Raw genomic sequence first — 15,304 nt, forward strand, 5'->3', positions numbered from 1 at the left:
TGAGCTTTTACTTATTCAAACCCCAGTTTGCTTTCTCATTTCGGTATTTTACGTAATATAAGAAAGAAAGACGCGATAAATCGCCGTCTCTACAAAGGGTTAATTATTGTAGAGACGGCGATTTATCGCGTCTATTGCCTTAATGAGAAATTACAAATTATCAAATAACCCCAAAGAACAAATAATCTGAGGTTCTCGTTTCTCCAGTTCTTCAGTTACAATACACAAACGGTCATCCATGCGTAACGACACAACTAAATCAGCCAACACCTGATTATTTATCCCACTTCTCAATTGACGATTCAGAGTATCAATAGCTGACTGTCGCAAAGGATAACGGTAAATTTCATCAATTGCTTTTAAAAGTTCTTCACTAACAAATAGTGTTCCCTTCATTTCTTGAACATAACTCTTCAGTCGTTCATAACTGCGGAACCTTGCACCTGATGGTCGCCCTAATTGACCGCCGGCATTTTTCTCTTCTTCAGCAATCAATTCAGCACCTTTTTGTACTAACTTGTGATGCTGTTTATCTCTGGGTATCGCTGGGGTAGATTCTTCACACGCCGCCACCCGAAGCACGGCTAACTGTGATTGAGTAACGCTATTTCCATCGCGGTCAACATAAATCAAAGAATCATTTCCCTCGGTGGTTTTCATATAAAGCAATACTCCCTCTGGTTGCACAGGTTGCGGAGTATGGGCGCGGGTAGAATAAACTACATTTTGCATTTCCTCAATCGTCTTTTTCAAACCTGGATTATTATCGGTGGCTTTTTTCCAAATTTGAAATGCTTCTGAAGTCAAATCAACTTCCGTATCTTCTTCACCATCTAAAACTCCAGATTTCTCGTTGTAGAGGTCGAGAATTACCCGTGCATCATCATCTTCAAAAAATGCTTCATCAGTTCCCACCACTTCAGCATTTTCTTGCAGTCGTTTGCGGAGTCGTCCCCGCAAATTAATAATGCGTTCTACTCCCTCGGCTGGTAAAAAAGAATAACAAAGAATTTTATCAGCATTTTGGCCAATGCGGTCTACTCTTCCGGCGCGTTGAATTAAGCGAATAATCGCCCAAGGTAAATCCCAATTGACGATAATTGCACAGTCTTGCAAATTATGACCTTCACTCAAAACATCCGTAGCGATTAAAATCCGCAACTCATCTGATGATGAAATTTGCTCACGTTTTCCATTACTCACAGGGCTAAATCTTCCCGTCATTATTGTGGGGTCTTTAGATTGTCCCGTTACCCCAGCTACATTAGTCATAAGATTCAACTGCAAATTATCTTCAAGGTAGCGGACTGTATCAGCAAACTGTGTGAAAATTAGTACTTTATCTTGAGGGTGAGTTTTTGTTAGCAGTTTGATTAAAGCTGCCAGTTTTTCATCTTTTTGAGGATTCCATTCGCCACACTGTTGCAGTATATTAATCAGTGCTTTGGCATCTTCTAGCAAATCACGTTTCAGTTTTTTAATATCAAAAAGTGTAGACCGCAACCACTTAAATCTTCGTTGATATCGAGTTGTATATTCTTGGTAAATTGATTCTGCTCTTTGACGAAATATTTTTTCTTGACTTTTCACATAATCTGGAAAACCTCTCTCCAAACCTCTCTCCTGCAAGGAGAGAGGCTTTGAATTCTCCCCATTCCCTAGTAGGGAAGGGGGCTGGGGGGTTAGGTCAGAATCATCTTCTTCGGTTTCTGTATCAAATAAAGCTGCTGCTACAGAATCGGCATCTTCATCATTATTACTTGTATCTAATAATTCAGCTTCTTGAGTTCCAATAGGAATATCAAACCCTTGCTCTAAAGCATATAAATAAATAAAATTCCGTAATATATGGCGCTCAATTGATTGAATAAAAGCAACGCCACTACTTTCTAAACGTTTAAATAAATTAGTGCGAGAAAAACCCATTAACCTCCTACCACCACGAAATAAGCTATTAATAAAGCGTTGCTCAGTGTCTGTAGGTGGCTGTTTTTGTTTAGCAATAACGTAATTTCCTAGCCCATAACGAGGTAAGTTAAGTTGATTAATGACTTCTACTACTAACTCAGAGTAAAGACGAGCATAAAAGTCTGTGTTAGAACCTTCTAAAGGAAACTTGAGACTACGAGGTAGACGCTGGGGAAAATAAGAACGTGTCCCATCAGCAAATTCTAAATATTTCCGTCCGGTTTCATCTGTGTGGGCATAATTATCTTTAATAAAAGAGCGAGTGCGTCGCACCATGTAACGCTTCATCAATTCTCGCCAGTCATCAGGGTGTTCGCTTTTTTCAAAAGCAGCTAAAGAACGGACAGAACATTGATGCTTTCTAATAAACTCTAATTCTCCTATGGAACTGCCACCAAGTTCATTAATTAAAGCTTCTGGTCTTAATCCTAAATCTTGGTCTTCTGGCACAAATAGCCGCAGTTGCGCGGAAAGGTCAAGATAACTTTTATTGTATGGAGTAGCAGATAATAAAATACATTTACTTTCGTTAGTAGCAATATATTCTGTAATTGCTCGATAACGTTTACCTTCGCGGTTCCGTAAGTTGTGACTTTCATCAATTAACACAACGCGGTAACGTCGGAGTTTTGGTAACTTATTTTGTACTTGACTAATTGGCATCACTTCAGCAAGTAGCCGATAGTTATTGACATATTCTTGCCACATTGACACCAAGTTTTTTGGGCAAATAATCAGTGTTTCTAAAAAACAATCTTCTTGTAATATCTTGGCAAGGGCGGTTCCAACTAAAGTTTTACCCAAACCGACTACATCACCCACTAATACGCCGCCACGCCTAGTTACATGACGGGCTGCTAGCTGTACGGCGGCTTTTTGGAAATCGAATAAGTTGTTAAATTCGCGGGGGATGCGGAATTCTGAAAGTCCTGCGATCGCTTCATGGGATAAGTGGTAAGCTATCTTCAGGTAGATGTAGTAAGGTGAAACTAACTCTTGCCTAGCCCAACTCTGATCGATAATTTCCGCTAATTCTTGGGAAATATCTACACAACCGTAATCTTGCCAGCGATCGCTAAACCACTTTTGCAGTTTATTACAAGCATCGTGGTCTAAAATATCTACATTCAATTCCCCTTGTTTTGCCAGTCCGGGAAGGGTTAAATTACTACTACCCAAGAATCCCACAGTTGGGGTATTAGGGTCATGGCGATGCACAAGATATAACTTGGCATGGAGAGAATGCCGCAAAAACAGTTTAATAATTACCTTCTGACTTTTTAGCTGATGACTTAACCGCCGCAACCCCGCTTCATCTTGATTAGTCGGCGCACCGATAGTCAGCTGCTGGCGAAATTCCGCCGCCATACGTTTTTTAAACCGCACAATGCTACTGTTGTCAATTCGTCCATCACCACTAACAAGGCTAAATGCTGCATGAACTTCATCACTGGGTAAGCTTTGCATCCCAATTAGCAAACGACAACAAGCATTTTCACCACCAACATACTGTTCGATTAAATCATCAATTCTTCGCCAACCTCTGAGGTTAAAGTAGCCAACGCAAAAGTCTGCGCGATAAGAGACTTTGAGGGTTTCTCGTAAAATTGGTAGTAATTGTAAATCAATGTTGTCAAATATCCGGGGCATTATTTAAAACTCGATAAATATTTTGTACATCTGTTATATGAGTAAAAAATTTTTCTAGCTAGATTAGAGACGCGATAAATCGCCGTCTGTACAATAATCAATCCTTTGTAGAGACGGCGATTTATCGCGTCTTCAAAAATTTATCGCGTCTTCAAAAGTTATAAAAAAAGAGCAGTTGCATAATACAACTGCTCTAAAAATTATTAGATAGATATTTTCTACCTATCTACAGAACCCATAATTACGTCAACACTACCGAGAATGACCACAATATCTGCAACCTTCATGCCGCGCAGTAAATGTGGAACAATCTGAAGGTTGTTAAAATCTGCGGCGCGAATCTTCCAACGTGCAGGGAAGACATTATCATCGCCAACCAAATAAATTCCCAATTCACCTTTACCACTTTCTACACGGGCATAGATTTCACCCTTGGGTATCTTGAAAGTGGGGGAAACTTTTTTACCGATGAATTGGTAATCAAATGCGTCCCATTCAGATTTTTTACCTGCGGCTAAACGCTTGGCTTCCAGATTTTCGTAAGGGCCGCCAGGAAGTCCTTTAATTGCTTGGCGAATAATCTTCACAGATTCGCGCATTTCCCGCATCCGCACCACGTAACGGGCAAAGCAATCACCGGCAGTTTCCCACTGTACATCCCAGTCGAAATCGTCGTAACATTCGTAATGGTCAACTTTCCGCAAATCCCATTGCACCCCAGAAGCGCGTAACATTGGGCCAGAAAGTCCCCAGTTAATTGCTTCTTCACGGGTGATAGTCCCAATACCCTCAACACGTCGCCGGAAGATGGGGTTATCTGTTACTAAACGTTCGTACTCATCAACTTTAGGTAATAAGTAGTCGCAGAATTCCAGACACTTATCTACCCAACCATAAGGTAAATCAGCCGCTACTCCACCAACGCGGAAGTAGTTATTATTTACCATCCGATAACCTGTAGCAGCTTCCCACAAATCATAAATCATCTCCCGTTCGCGGAACTGGTAGAAGAAGGGAGTTTGAGCGCCTACGTCAGCTAAAAAGGGGCCAAACCATAGCAAGTGGTTAGCAATGCGGTTCAACTCCAGCATAATCACGCGGATGTAGCTAGCGCGTTTGGGGACAGCGATACCTGCAAGCTTTTCTGGGGCGTTAACAGTGACAGCTTCGTTGAACATTCCCGCAGCGTAGTCCCAGCGACTAACGTAAGGGACATACATTACATTAGTGCGGTTCTCAGCAATTTTTTCCATTCCCCGGTGCAGGTAGCCGATGACCGGTTCACAGTCAACGACATCCTCGCCATCCAGAGTCATGATTAGCCGCAGAACCCCGTGCATTGAGGGGTGGTGTGGCCCCATGTTTAGCACCATTGGTTCAGTGCGGGTTTCTAGTCTGGTCATAGATTTCGTGTTCTCCTGTTGTGTTCGTGTAGCGTGCCAAAGGCAAGATTTTGAATTGAACCGCGTAGATGCCAACCAGACCCGATTTATCTAGTCTGCCAAGCCAAAGTTAAGCTTGCAGGAGCAATACTTTTAAGAAAACTGCCTTAAGGCGTTTATAATGTATTGCCCATACAGGGGTATGTTGGAGAGGGAGTGACAGAGGAGGGACTTTACTTGATGTTTAATTTTGTTGCACTTCTTCAACTATTATATGGAAGCTTGATCTGCACTTAATTAAGACATCGGATTTTTTTATAAGTAAGGCAGCCTGAAAACCCTTGAGGAACAGGCACAAAGCGCCGTATTCCGTACTTCAGGCATGTTGGTGCGATGTCTACGACAGGCTACGCCTACGTAAACAAGCATTGCAGTTGATCGTCCGAAAAGGCAACAGTTGTAGGCAAGTCAGGATTATCCAAGTAATTAAGTACGATTAAACCGAAGTATGTAAAATTTTATAGGATTAAAGGGTAAAAGTTTTTCTTTTATCCTTTCCCTTTACCGTTGTGAATATAACGTGAGTTTAATTACTGCGATCGCATAGATCGCTAACCAAAATAACTGATTTGCCTTTGTCTGGGGTGCGATCGCAATTGGATTAATCTTGTACCAAGTAAAAATGCGATCGCATTCATTAACGATCCCATCAAGGTCTATAATTATTGATTTTGATTATTTGAGACCACAGTACTGGTTTTGTCATTTTCTAGTTCTCTCATTAGAGAATCAAAACCACTAGCGTTGTTTCCACCTTTAGACAATAAAGACTGAATTTTATTTATTATTGCACTCATATTGTCAGAGAAAAATCTACCAAGATTATTCACAAAGTTTTTCAGTTTCTCAAATATACTAATTTCTACAGTTGAGTACTTATTAACAATTGGATATACAATTTTTCCTTTTTCTGTTTCATAGTACTCTTGCTCAGGCATCAACATAGATGTAAGTGGTTGCACCTGTTTTGCCATATCTGCTTCGGTTCGCTTATGGCTGAGGAATAAAACATCGTAAACCTTTCCGTTCCAGCTAGCCCAATAATGGTTTTGGAAAAACCACCGCTTACCATCATCACAATTAGGCTTTTTGCCTTGGTATGGTGTAACTCCAGCTTCACTCAAAAAAGGTTTGGCAATGCTTTCAACTGTTATTTTTTCGATGCCAAAATATTCTTCTGCAACTTTTTTAAACGCACGAGCTAATGTCTGACAATCTCCTTCTGGAGAGCCTTTCAAGAGAGTTTCTTGGCTCTTGCTCACCATTGTGTATTGAAATTGGATATTGCCAAAGTTTTTGAATAGTTGTTCTAAGATTTTATCTTCTGGTAATGTGTCGTCTATCCCATTTACTAATGTTTTCGCTAGTGAGTAATCTTGTAAAAATTTTTGTTTTTTATTTGCTGAGTTATTTGCTGCTAATATTTCTTCAGAATTTGCTGGCTCGTTTCTGTTACCTGGTAAGGTCGTCTGTTGTCCTTCCTGGCTTTGCAAAATAGGTGGATTAAGTTGGCTAACTACAGAATTAGCTACTCTATCAGCTTCTTGCTCATACTGATCTCCTTGTTGACCAACAGTGAGTTTTGGCTGTATTAGTGGTTCTTGAAGGGGTTGCATTTGTGCCAGTGACACAGTACCAGCACGTTTGATCGCCATTTTGTCAATGTTATGACCAAACTGAAAAGAGTGTTCCTTTCCTTGCTGCAACGACTCATTCATCTTTGCCTGTAATACAGTGAGTCGTTCCTGTCCGTCTGGCGTGATCGTGCCATGCTTGGCTTGGATTTGGAGTTTTGCTGCCTCAAACTGATACTCTTGAAATTTCTGATTTTCTACTTTCGCCTGTAATATAGGCTTGTTGGAGCCAAGTTGAGAGTGAGTAATTAAAAGGTGCGATGGCAACTGACCTTGTTCTGACTTAGAAGCGGATGAGTCAGCTTTTTTGTGGATTTGTAGCCGTTCTTTCATCGCTGGTTTCAAAAGTCAATAGTGGTTAATCTATATATTATGTCACTTCAGATTGCTTGATTACTTATACTTAAGTCGAATACTGTTAAAACGTATCATCACGCGAGGGGCGACCTAATTCTTAAAACCCCACTTCCATTCCTCTCCCCGAAAGGTCGAGAAGCTTTGATTATTGCTCCCCAACGCTAGTAGGGAAGGGGTTGGGGGTTAGGTCTGAGAGAAAGTTGCACACGGCGTTATCATCTATTTTTTCTACAAGACTGACGCAAACCATAGCTGAAACCTTCATTTTCAGCTAAGAGCAATTCATGTAGACGCAAAGTCGCTTCCCGCAGGGTATTGCCCAGTTTTGCGTCGGTTAAGAACGCCGTACATTCAAGCAACACCATTCTTTCCGTTTCCACAGGGTAGCAACGACCCAACCATTTTGTTCTAAAGCGTCAGCAACAGCTTTAGATTGTTCTAGTAAAATACCACTGAAGATCGCCCAAGTTTCAGGTTTAGCGATCGCACTCATTTCGGGAATCAACTCAATAATTACATGAGCCAAAATATTGCAAACTATACCATCCACTGGTTTCTCAAGCAGTTTTGTTAAAACGTCTACACTTCCCAGTGCTGGTAGTAAACGTTCTGAGCCAATGTCATTCAATACACCATTACTGATAGTTGATTGCACCGCTAAAGGGTCATTATCTACTGCATAGACTTTTTTGGCTCCCAGTAGCAGCGCTCCAATGGAAAGGATACCAGAACCACAGCCAATATCTGCAATTACCAGATGTTCATGTTTGCCACTATTACCTACAAATGACTGAGGAACTCCACTCAACCTCATTTCTAGGGATTCCAAACATAATTGAGTGGTGGCATGGTTGCCCGTACCAAATGCTACACCAGGGTCAAGACGAATTACCAACCGTTCTGTTGTTTCTGGTAATGGTAGCCACGCGGGGTTAATTAGGAAGCGATCGCCGATTTCTTGGGGATGCCAATATTGTTTCCAGCTAGTTGCCCAATCTTCCTCATCAATTAACTGCCATTGCAGAGAAGGAGATGAAACTCCTACACAAAGGGCATCTTGACGCAGCCACAGTGATAAAGCTGCCAAATCTAGTAGCTGTGTTTGAATTGTCGATAAATAAGCCCTAACTAAAGATGAATTTCCTTTGTTTTCACTAGCTGTTCCACGACAGCCAAAATCTTCCAGTCGCCAAAAGATCGAATCTTCTAGGTCTGGCTCACATAAAATCTGTAGTTCCCACCAGGTATTTGCCATTTTTGAGTTCTGTTAGCGCTAGCGGGGCGTTCAGCCCGTGCTGAGTGCTGACTGCTGAGTTTGAGAGAGTTATGAGTTATCAGTTAGGAGTTAGGAGCTTTTAACTCTTCACTACTTACTCCTAACTTTTCTTCACTCAGCACTCATTACTCAGCACTCAGCACTCATAGTGTTACTGTATACGCGTCCCGAATACCAGGGACTTTTATAATCTCATCCAAAATGCCCTCTGGTAAAGGGTCATCTATACTCAGAGCCATTACCGCATCACCACGGACGATTTTACGGCCTACTTGCATACTGGCAATATTCACATTAAAACTGCCCAGTAAGGAACCAAGTTTGCCGATAATCCCCGGCATATCGCGGTGCAGGGTAAACAGCATATATTTGCTGGGTGGGACGTTAATGGGGAAACCGTCAACATCAGTTAGGTGGATTTCCCGCTCACCGAGCAAAGCGCCGGTGACAGAATGAGTACCTAAAGTACCCGTAGCTTCTAGATGAAGCGTTCCGGCATAGTCTCTGATGGAAGCATCGCGGGTTTCAATTACCCGAATTCCGCGTTCTTTGGCTTCTATGCTGGCATTGACGTAATTTACCCGTTCCCGCAAAGCTTGGTAAAGTAAACCTTTGAGGGCAGCTACTACCAAAGGCTGACTTTTGTTGGTTGCGAGTTCGCCTTGTAGACGAATATTGAGTACTTCCACCCGTCCGCCAGCTAGCTGTCCTACTAGATTACCTAGAGTTTCTGCTAGCTGCATATAGGGTTTGAGTTCTTCCAACACATCGGGGCCGAGTCCGGGAATGTTGACGGCTGAACGGGCTGGTAGTCCTAAAAGGACATCCCGAATTTGTTCGGCAACATCAATCGCCACATTCACTTGAGCTTCTGCGGTAGAGGCTCCCAAGTGGGGGGTGAGGATAACTTCTTTGCCTAGCGATCGCAATTCCGATTCACCCAATGGTTCTGACTCGAACACATCCAGGGCTGCACCCCCAATCTTACCCGCTTTTAAAGCTGCTGCTAAAGCTACTTCATCAATGATCCCACCACGAGCGCAGTTGATAATCCGGGCTGTAGGTTTCATCTTTGCCAGGGTTGTGGCATTGATTAAGTGGGTAGTTTCTGGGGTTTTCGGGATGTGTAGAGTGATATAGTCTGCTTGCTGGAAGAGTAAATCTAGCTCCACCAACTGACAGCCAATTTGTTCGGCTCGTTCTGTAGAAATAAAAGGGTCATAAGCTAGGAGTTTCATCCCCATTGTCTTAGCTACAGCCGCAACATGGGAACCAATTTTACCCAAGCCGACAACGCCGAGAGTTTTTTTGTAAACTTCCGCGCCAACAAAGCTATTGCGATCCCACGCACCGCGTTTCACCGAAGCGTTAGCATCGGGGATGTGGCGAGACAAGGCCAAAATCATTGCTAGCGCGTGTTCGGCGGCGGCAATTGTGTTTCCCTCTGGAGAATTGACTACTACAATTCCCCGGCGTGTGGCTGCGGGAACATCCACATTATCCACACCCACGCCAGCACGACCGATGATTTTTAGCTGAGTGCCGGCTTCAATGATTTCTTGAGTGACCCGCGTACTAGAGCGAATCATCAGTGCGTCATATTCACCAATAATTTCGAGCAGTTGGGCTGGTTTTAGACCTATTTTGACATCAACAGTAGCAACTTGCGAAAGAATGTCAATTCCAGCTTGGTCAATAGAATCTGAGACAAGAACCTTAGACATGATTACTTCATTTAAAGCTACAGGTTTTGCTGCACAAGACTTTTTAGTTTAGTCTTTATCTGTCGCAATTCAGCAAAAATTATTCGTTTTAATATCAACTTCACCTTTACTTACGCTACGTGCTGATGGTATCGAAGCGTGAGTTGCTCCCGGTGGGTACTGCCTCCTAAGTATTTAAAGATGAGTGGCCGTTTGCACCACCCTGTCGCTAAATATAAAGCATTAATAGCACTAAGCACCTATATATTTATTAATAGTTAAGAGTTACCAAAATTTTATTGCCTTAAGCAATTTCCTTTGTGGGGCAGAAACGCTTACATTCTTGACTGGGCTGCAACTTTAGCTGAGGCAATGCTCTGCACAACTAACAAATGAGCTAGTAACTATTTTATCTGTAAAATCTTAGTTATTTACCAATACCACAAGTGGTATCATTTAGTCAAAATAAAATATTTACATTATCAAGATTATCGGATCGCAATAAGTAAGTAGACGTAAATCCTAATCATTAATCTACGTGCGTTTCCAAACAGCTCTTTTGTAGATATTGCTAGTGGAGAAATCGCTATAATTCTGATGAGCCAAATAGAGCCAAATATCCTTTGATTTTTGGGGAAACTAGCGATGTTAAACTACAACTTGCCAAGGCACTTGCCCTCAGCCGAGGAACTACCAGACTCTGATGAAACACCTGTGGATAATGAACTACAAGAATTGATACCAGGTTTGCTGAAGGCGATCCTGCTGATACTTTGGGCAGAACGTATGGACTGGCTATTTGCCATAGATATGGGTATTTATTATCACCCCGATAAACCGCCTATTGTGCCAGATGGATTTTTGAGCTTAGGGGTAGAGCGGTTTTATGATGAAGAGTTGCGTCCCAGTTATGTGCTGTGGGATGAAAATGTTGTACCGATTTTCGTGCTAGAAGTAGTTTCTCAAAATTATCGCAAGGAATACACGACTAAATTGGATGAATATGAGGCTTTGGGCGTACTTTACTATGTGATTTATTCCTCCCGTCGCCGCCGCAAACCTCATCTGGAAGTACATAAGTTAGTTAATGGTAAGTATGAATTGCAAGAAGGAAACCCCGTTTGGCTACCAGAAATTGGTTTAGGAATTGGTTGCGAAAGAGGAAATTATTGTGGCGTAACGCGGGAATGGATGTATTGGTATGATGAGCAAGGACAACGATATCTCACCCCCGCAGAACAAGTAAAACAAGAAGTACAACGCGCTCAACAAGCAGAACAACGCGCTCAACAAGCAGAACAACGGGTAGAACAATTGACAGAACAATTAAGAGCGCTAGGAATCGATCCAGATAATTTGGGTTAACTGAAATATTTTGCAATATTTTCGACAAGACTAATAAATCTGGTTTTCCAGAATTTATGTATTCACTATCAATTCGGGTTTCCAACTGAAGCTGTCAACTAAAAAACTATTGCTTTTTAGGAATAACGTTCCTAATTCCACTTTTAGTAGAGACAGTATCACCTTTGTAACGAGGGATGATATGAATACTAGCGTGCATAATATTTTGACCTGCGGCTCTATTGATGTTCATTCCTACATTAAAACCATCAGGCTCAAATTCTGCTTTGAGAATTTCTTGTACTTTGTTCACCATAAACCAGCAAGCAGATTGCTCCTTAAATGGGAGTTCAAAATAGCCGCTAACATGACGTTTAGGAATAATTAGAACATGTCCTTTACTTATAGGGTAGCCATCAAAAATAGCATAAGCAGTTGCTGACTCAGTTAATAGTCTGAGAGTTTTATGGGGATTACAAAATATACAATAGTTAGATGAATTTCGCTGATGATTATAGTGAACATACTCATATACTTCTCGATATTCATCTAAGCAAATTGAAGTAAAAGAAAGTTTGGCAATACACTGATAAGTAGGTTTTTTGTGAACATAATGTTCTCGAAACCCTTCTTTTTTGATATCCCTTCTCACAGCATAATAAGCTTTACCTCCTGGTTTTAATAAATGTGATATTTCCATTAGGACATTAGTTTGTTCTTCGGTAAATAAAACATTTAAAACATAAAAGCAAATTATTGTATCGAATTTATTCTCAGGATATTCTGGAAAATAATAAGGGTCATAGCCTGTAATATCACAACCTTTTTGGCGCAATATTTTAACATCATTACCAAAACCACAACCAAAGTCTAATATTTTGCCTTGGAGAAGGTTTTGATTTAATAAAAACTGTGCCGGAAATGATAGATAACTTCTTTCGATCGCAGTAAGATGGCTGAACTGATTTTTTTGCTGTTTCATGGAATGAATTTTGGTGCTGATGTACCAAAATTATTATTCCCAGCATTTGTTAGGTTATGCGATATCTACAACGGGTTACGCCTACGCATCAATACCTAGCTCACGTAACTTAGCTGCTAATATATCAGCACGCTGGCGTTCCTGTTGGGCGCGTTGGCTTTCCTGTTCAGCACGTTGACGTTCTTGTTCAGCGCGTTGGCGTTCTTGTTCAGCACGTTGGCGTTCTTGTTGGGCTTGTTCGCTGCTCCATAACAGCAAATTTCCTTCTGTATCCCACCAGCGCAGCCAATTCATGGTTTGGCATAATCTTTCACCTTGCCAAATTCCGAGAAATAACTCTAACTCAGGAATCCAAAAGCGTCCATTGCTATCTGCTTGCTGCAAGGTATATTGTCCATTTTGCAAGCATCGTAGTTCTATGCTTGGTTCGTAAGGGTCGTAGGTTACGTAGGTTGGAACTTGGAGAATCTTTTCGTAATAATAGAGTTTACCGTAGGGTGGAGTTGAACGGACTGATAGTTCTCCACCTTCTGTATCTGAGAGAAATTCCATCACTACAGCCACAGCAGCACCTTCTAAATTCGGGGTGTAGCTGCGACGAACTACATTTGTTCCCACAGACTGCACTTGAGGGACATAAAACCAGTCTGGGGCTTTGACAACGATTTTTTTGTTGACTGTGGCTACAAGTCCAAAATTAGAGCCAATCAGCATTTGAGGTTGGATGCGTGCTGCGGTTCCCAAAGCATCGGTAAGCGCAGCAGCGATCGCAGGTTGTTGAATATTTTCCACTGGATCGTCTGGTAAAATGAAGTCGGCTGGAAGTGCTTCCCAAGTAACAGTTGGTTCTTTTTTGATGGGGTTAACTTGTAGAACCATAAAAGTACTCCTAATATCCATGCACAGTATATTAGTTATTTTTAACAAATCTTCAGCCAGCATCGCTTTTAAGCTAAAAACCCATAAATCTGGAAAGAATTCTCTGACAGGTGTATATACTCGTAGTCAAGCAGTTAGCAGGCGTGAGTATGATAGTTGAGTGGTTCACTCTGTGGATAGGTCAAAAAGCGGTTGGATTTCTTGTCAAAACTATTACAGCACTTCCGTCTGTTATAAGGTACACTAGATTAAAATATAAATACTTTTAAATGAAGTCATACTCTGTCGAGCTTCGAGAAAAAATAGTTGCGGCACATCTTCAGAAAAACATCTCAATCAGGAAAGTAGCTAATATATTTTCCGTCTCAAATAGTTTAGTCCAAAAGCTTGTAAAACAACAAAAAGTTGAAGGAAATTTACAATCCAAGCCGCGAGGAAAGCCACAATTTAGTCATCTAACAAATGCTGACATAGAGTTGACAGAATTAGTTGCATCACATCCAGATGCAACATTAATAGAATTGTGTGAATTATTTGCAGACAAGACTGGCAATTTCGTAGGTCGAAGTGCAATGTGTCGTGCGTTACAGAAATTAGGATTAAATCGGAAAAAAAAACAAAGCGGAGTACCCAAGCAGGCACGGAGAGAGTCCTGAATTTAAGATTAGATTTTTGGGAAAAGGTCAAACATATAGAGCCAGAAAATTTAGTATTTTTGGACGAAACTGGCGTTCTACTTGGTTTAACAAGGACTCATGCCCGTTCACAAATTGGAACAAGAGCTTACTCTCTTAACCCCTTCTATCGGGTATCAAAAGTTACAGTAATTGGAGCAATTAGTATTAAAAAAGTAGTCGCATTAATGACAATGAATAATTCAATGGATGGCGTTGCAAATGATGTATTTATTGAGAAGTTTTTAGTACCAGAGTTATGGTCAGGAGCAGTCGTAGTGATGGATAATTTATCCGCGCATAAACTCGATTCAATTGTGCCAATGATTGAAGCTGTCGGCGCTTCAGTTCTTTGTTTATCCCCATATTCTCCCGATTTTAATCCAATTGAATTATGGTGGTCACAACTCAAATCTTTCTTACGCAGTTTTGCTCCAACTACAACAGAAATGGTTGATAAACTAATATCAGTTGCACTCGACTTAATAAATCCTCAACATTTAAGAAACTGGTTTGCTAATTGCTGCTACTGTACCTCATAACAGCCGGAAGTGCTGTATTAGCGAAGAATTTTTCAAAGATTTAGTCAAGGACTACGCTAAAGATTTTTTCAAACATATTTTGAATAATGCTGTAACCGACCGCTTTAAGCAAGAACCGCTTCAGAAAGCTGTAGTTATGGCATTGACAGAAAGTTTGCAACTGATGCAGCAGCAGTTCAAGGTTCGTTGCAAACTTTCTGAAGCTGAAATTCAAAATTACGCTGAAGATATCAATATATTTATCCGTGATAAATCGGTTAAAGAAATTCTTGGTCAGGCTTTTGATATTCAATCTGATTCTCTAGATTTTAAAACACTAGCAGATAGTTGGAAAAGACTTCAACTTCAACCTTTACCACCTAAATTTAACTGGCAAACAATTACAAACCAGTATCTCATACAAGTTCAAGATATTCTTTCTGATTCAGAAGAGTTACGCTATATCTTGGAACTTCAAAAATTATCCAGTATTGACAAGAGTTTAAAAGAAAGTGCTGATATTCCCAAGGATTTTAATTTACCGCAATATTTAGAAACTATTCGTGAACGCTACGGCAATCTGAAGTTAGATAGTTTAGAAACTACAGCCCGCGAACATCCGGTAAATTTATGGCAAATGTTTATCCCGCAAAATGTGCGGCAAGTTTATCAGGTTTTACCAGAAGTGCCTAAAGAACATCTCCGCAAGCTACAGGAAAGTAACCAATTAGATGTGGAATTTGAAATAGAAACAGGACTTACGCAACTGGCACAGTGCGATCGCATTTTTATAGTAGTTATGTACTAGAAGGTGGTGGTGTACTCAGAGAACATTGCTGAAATTAGTAACAGTAATCGGCTGTATTAAGTATTC

Annotated in this window: 11 protein-coding genes; 4 read left to right on the plus strand and 7 right to left on the minus strand. The window is 40.9% G+C overall.

Features of this window, described 5'->3' with window-relative positions; genetic code table 11:
* Positions 1–150 precede the first annotated feature (150 nt).
* The 5 genes from FD724_RS11305 to serA all read right to left on the minus strand — a co-directional run bounded on the left by FD724_RS11305 (position 151) and on the right by serA (position 10,051).
* Positions 151–3,618, minus strand: coding sequence for a helicase-related protein (locus FD724_RS11305; protein ID WP_179072693.1), 3,468 nt, complete (start codon positions 3,616–3,618; stop codon positions 151–153).
* Positions 3,619–3,836: 218 nt separating this feature from the next.
* A complete protein-coding gene (locus FD724_RS11310) occupies positions 3,837–5,021 on the minus strand; it encodes an NAD(P)H-quinone oxidoreductase subunit H (RefSeq protein WP_179072694.1) in 1,185 nt (394 codons plus the stop codon).
* Positions 5,022–5,722: 701 nt separating this feature from the next.
* Positions 5,723–7,027: a hypothetical protein gene (locus FD724_RS11315; RefSeq protein WP_179072695.1), complete on the minus strand. Its 1,305-nt coding sequence runs from the start codon at positions 7,025–7,027 to the stop codon at positions 5,723–5,725.
* A gap of 358 nt (positions 7,028–7,385) precedes the next feature.
* Positions 7,386–8,306: a 50S ribosomal protein L11 methyltransferase gene (prmA, locus tag FD724_RS11320; protein ID WP_179072696.1), complete on the minus strand. Its 921-nt coding sequence runs from the start codon at positions 8,304–8,306 to the stop codon at positions 7,386–7,388.
* A gap of 164 nt (positions 8,307–8,470) precedes the next feature.
* The gene (gene serA, locus FD724_RS11325; RefSeq protein ID WP_012411500.1) at positions 8,471–10,051 is read right to left on the minus strand and encodes a phosphoglycerate dehydrogenase; all 1,581 of its coding nucleotides are present in this window, start codon (positions 10,049–10,051) and stop codon (positions 8,471–8,473) included.
* Positions 10,052–10,675: 624 nt separating this feature from the next.
* Between serA and FD724_RS11330 the strand changes: the two genes are divergently transcribed.
* Positions 10,676–11,395 (plus strand): Uma2 family endonuclease, encoded by a 720-nt coding sequence (locus FD724_RS11330; RefSeq protein WP_179072697.1) that lies wholly within the window; start codon positions 10,676–10,678, stop codon positions 11,393–11,395.
* A 106-nt stretch (positions 11,396–11,501) separates the two neighbouring features.
* On the opposite strand, the gene FD724_RS11335 is transcribed toward FD724_RS11330, so the two are convergent.
* The gene (locus tag FD724_RS11335) at positions 11,502–12,356 is read right to left on the minus strand and encodes an HIT family protein (protein WP_179072698.1); all 855 of its coding nucleotides are present in this window, start codon (positions 12,354–12,356) and stop codon (positions 11,502–11,504) included.
* A gap of 81 nt (positions 12,357–12,437) precedes the next feature.
* Positions 12,438–13,235 (minus strand): Uma2 family endonuclease, encoded by a 798-nt coding sequence (locus tag FD724_RS11340; RefSeq protein ID WP_179072699.1) that lies wholly within the window; start codon positions 13,233–13,235, stop codon positions 12,438–12,440.
* Between the two features lie 269 nt (positions 13,236–13,504).
* Here FD724_RS11340 and FD724_RS11345 point away from each other — a divergent pair, with 269 nt between their 5' ends.
* From FD724_RS11345 to FD724_RS11355, 3 genes are read left to right on the plus strand one after another with little or no spacing between them, the layout of a single operon-like run.
* Positions 13,505–13,891 (plus strand): IS630 transposase-related protein, encoded by a 387-nt coding sequence (locus tag FD724_RS11345; protein WP_179071816.1) that lies wholly within the window; start codon positions 13,505–13,507, stop codon positions 13,889–13,891.
* Between the two features lie 59 nt (positions 13,892–13,950).
* Positions 13,951–14,451 (plus strand): transposase, encoded by a 501-nt coding sequence (locus tag FD724_RS11350; RefSeq protein ID WP_179071815.1) that lies wholly within the window; start codon positions 13,951–13,953, stop codon positions 14,449–14,451.
* Entirely contained in the window at positions 14,423–15,238 is an 816-nt protein-coding gene (locus tag FD724_RS11355) for a hypothetical protein (protein WP_179071814.1), read from the plus strand. Before FD724_RS11350 ends, FD724_RS11355 begins: the two co-directional genes overlap by 29 nt.
* Positions 15,239–15,304 lie beyond the last annotated feature (66 nt).

The organism is Nostoc sp. C057 (genome assembly GCF_013393925.1).
Taxonomy (GTDB): Bacteria; Cyanobacteriota; Cyanobacteriia; order Cyanobacteriales; family Nostocaceae; genus Nostoc; species Nostoc muscorum_A.

What these genes read in the sequence shown, in the direction of transcription:
- FD724_RS11305 (WP_179072693.1), bottom strand. Translation starts at nt 3,618, where the DNA reads ATGCCCCGGATATTTGACAACATTGATTTACAATTACTACCAATTTTA.
- FD724_RS11310 (WP_179072694.1), bottom strand. Translation starts at nt 5,021, where the DNA reads ATGACCAGACTAGAAACCCGCACTGAACCAATGGTGCTAAACATGGGG.
- FD724_RS11315 (WP_179072695.1), bottom strand. Translation starts at nt 7,027, where the DNA reads ATGAAAGAACGGCTACAAATCCACAAAAAAGCTGACTCATCCGCTTCT.
- prmA (WP_179072696.1), bottom strand. Translation starts at nt 8,306, where the DNA reads ATGGCAAATACCTGGTGGGAACTACAGATTTTATGTGAGCCAGACCTA.
- serA (WP_012411500.1), bottom strand. Translation starts at nt 10,051, where the DNA reads ATGTCTAAGGTTCTTGTCTCAGATTCTATTGACCAAGCTGGAATTGAC.
- FD724_RS11330 (WP_179072697.1), top strand. Translation starts at nt 10,676, where the DNA reads ATGTTAAACTACAACTTGCCAAGGCACTTGCCCTCAGCCGAGGAACTA.
- FD724_RS11335 (WP_179072698.1), bottom strand. Translation starts at nt 12,356, where the DNA reads ATGAAACAGCAAAAAAATCAGTTCAGCCATCTTACTGCGATCGAAAGA.
- FD724_RS11340 (WP_179072699.1), bottom strand. Translation starts at nt 13,235, where the DNA reads ATGGTTCTACAAGTTAACCCCATCAAAAAAGAACCAACTGTTACTTGG.
- FD724_RS11345 (WP_179071816.1), top strand. Translation starts at nt 13,505, where the DNA reads ATGAAGTCATACTCTGTCGAGCTTCGAGAAAAAATAGTTGCGGCACAT.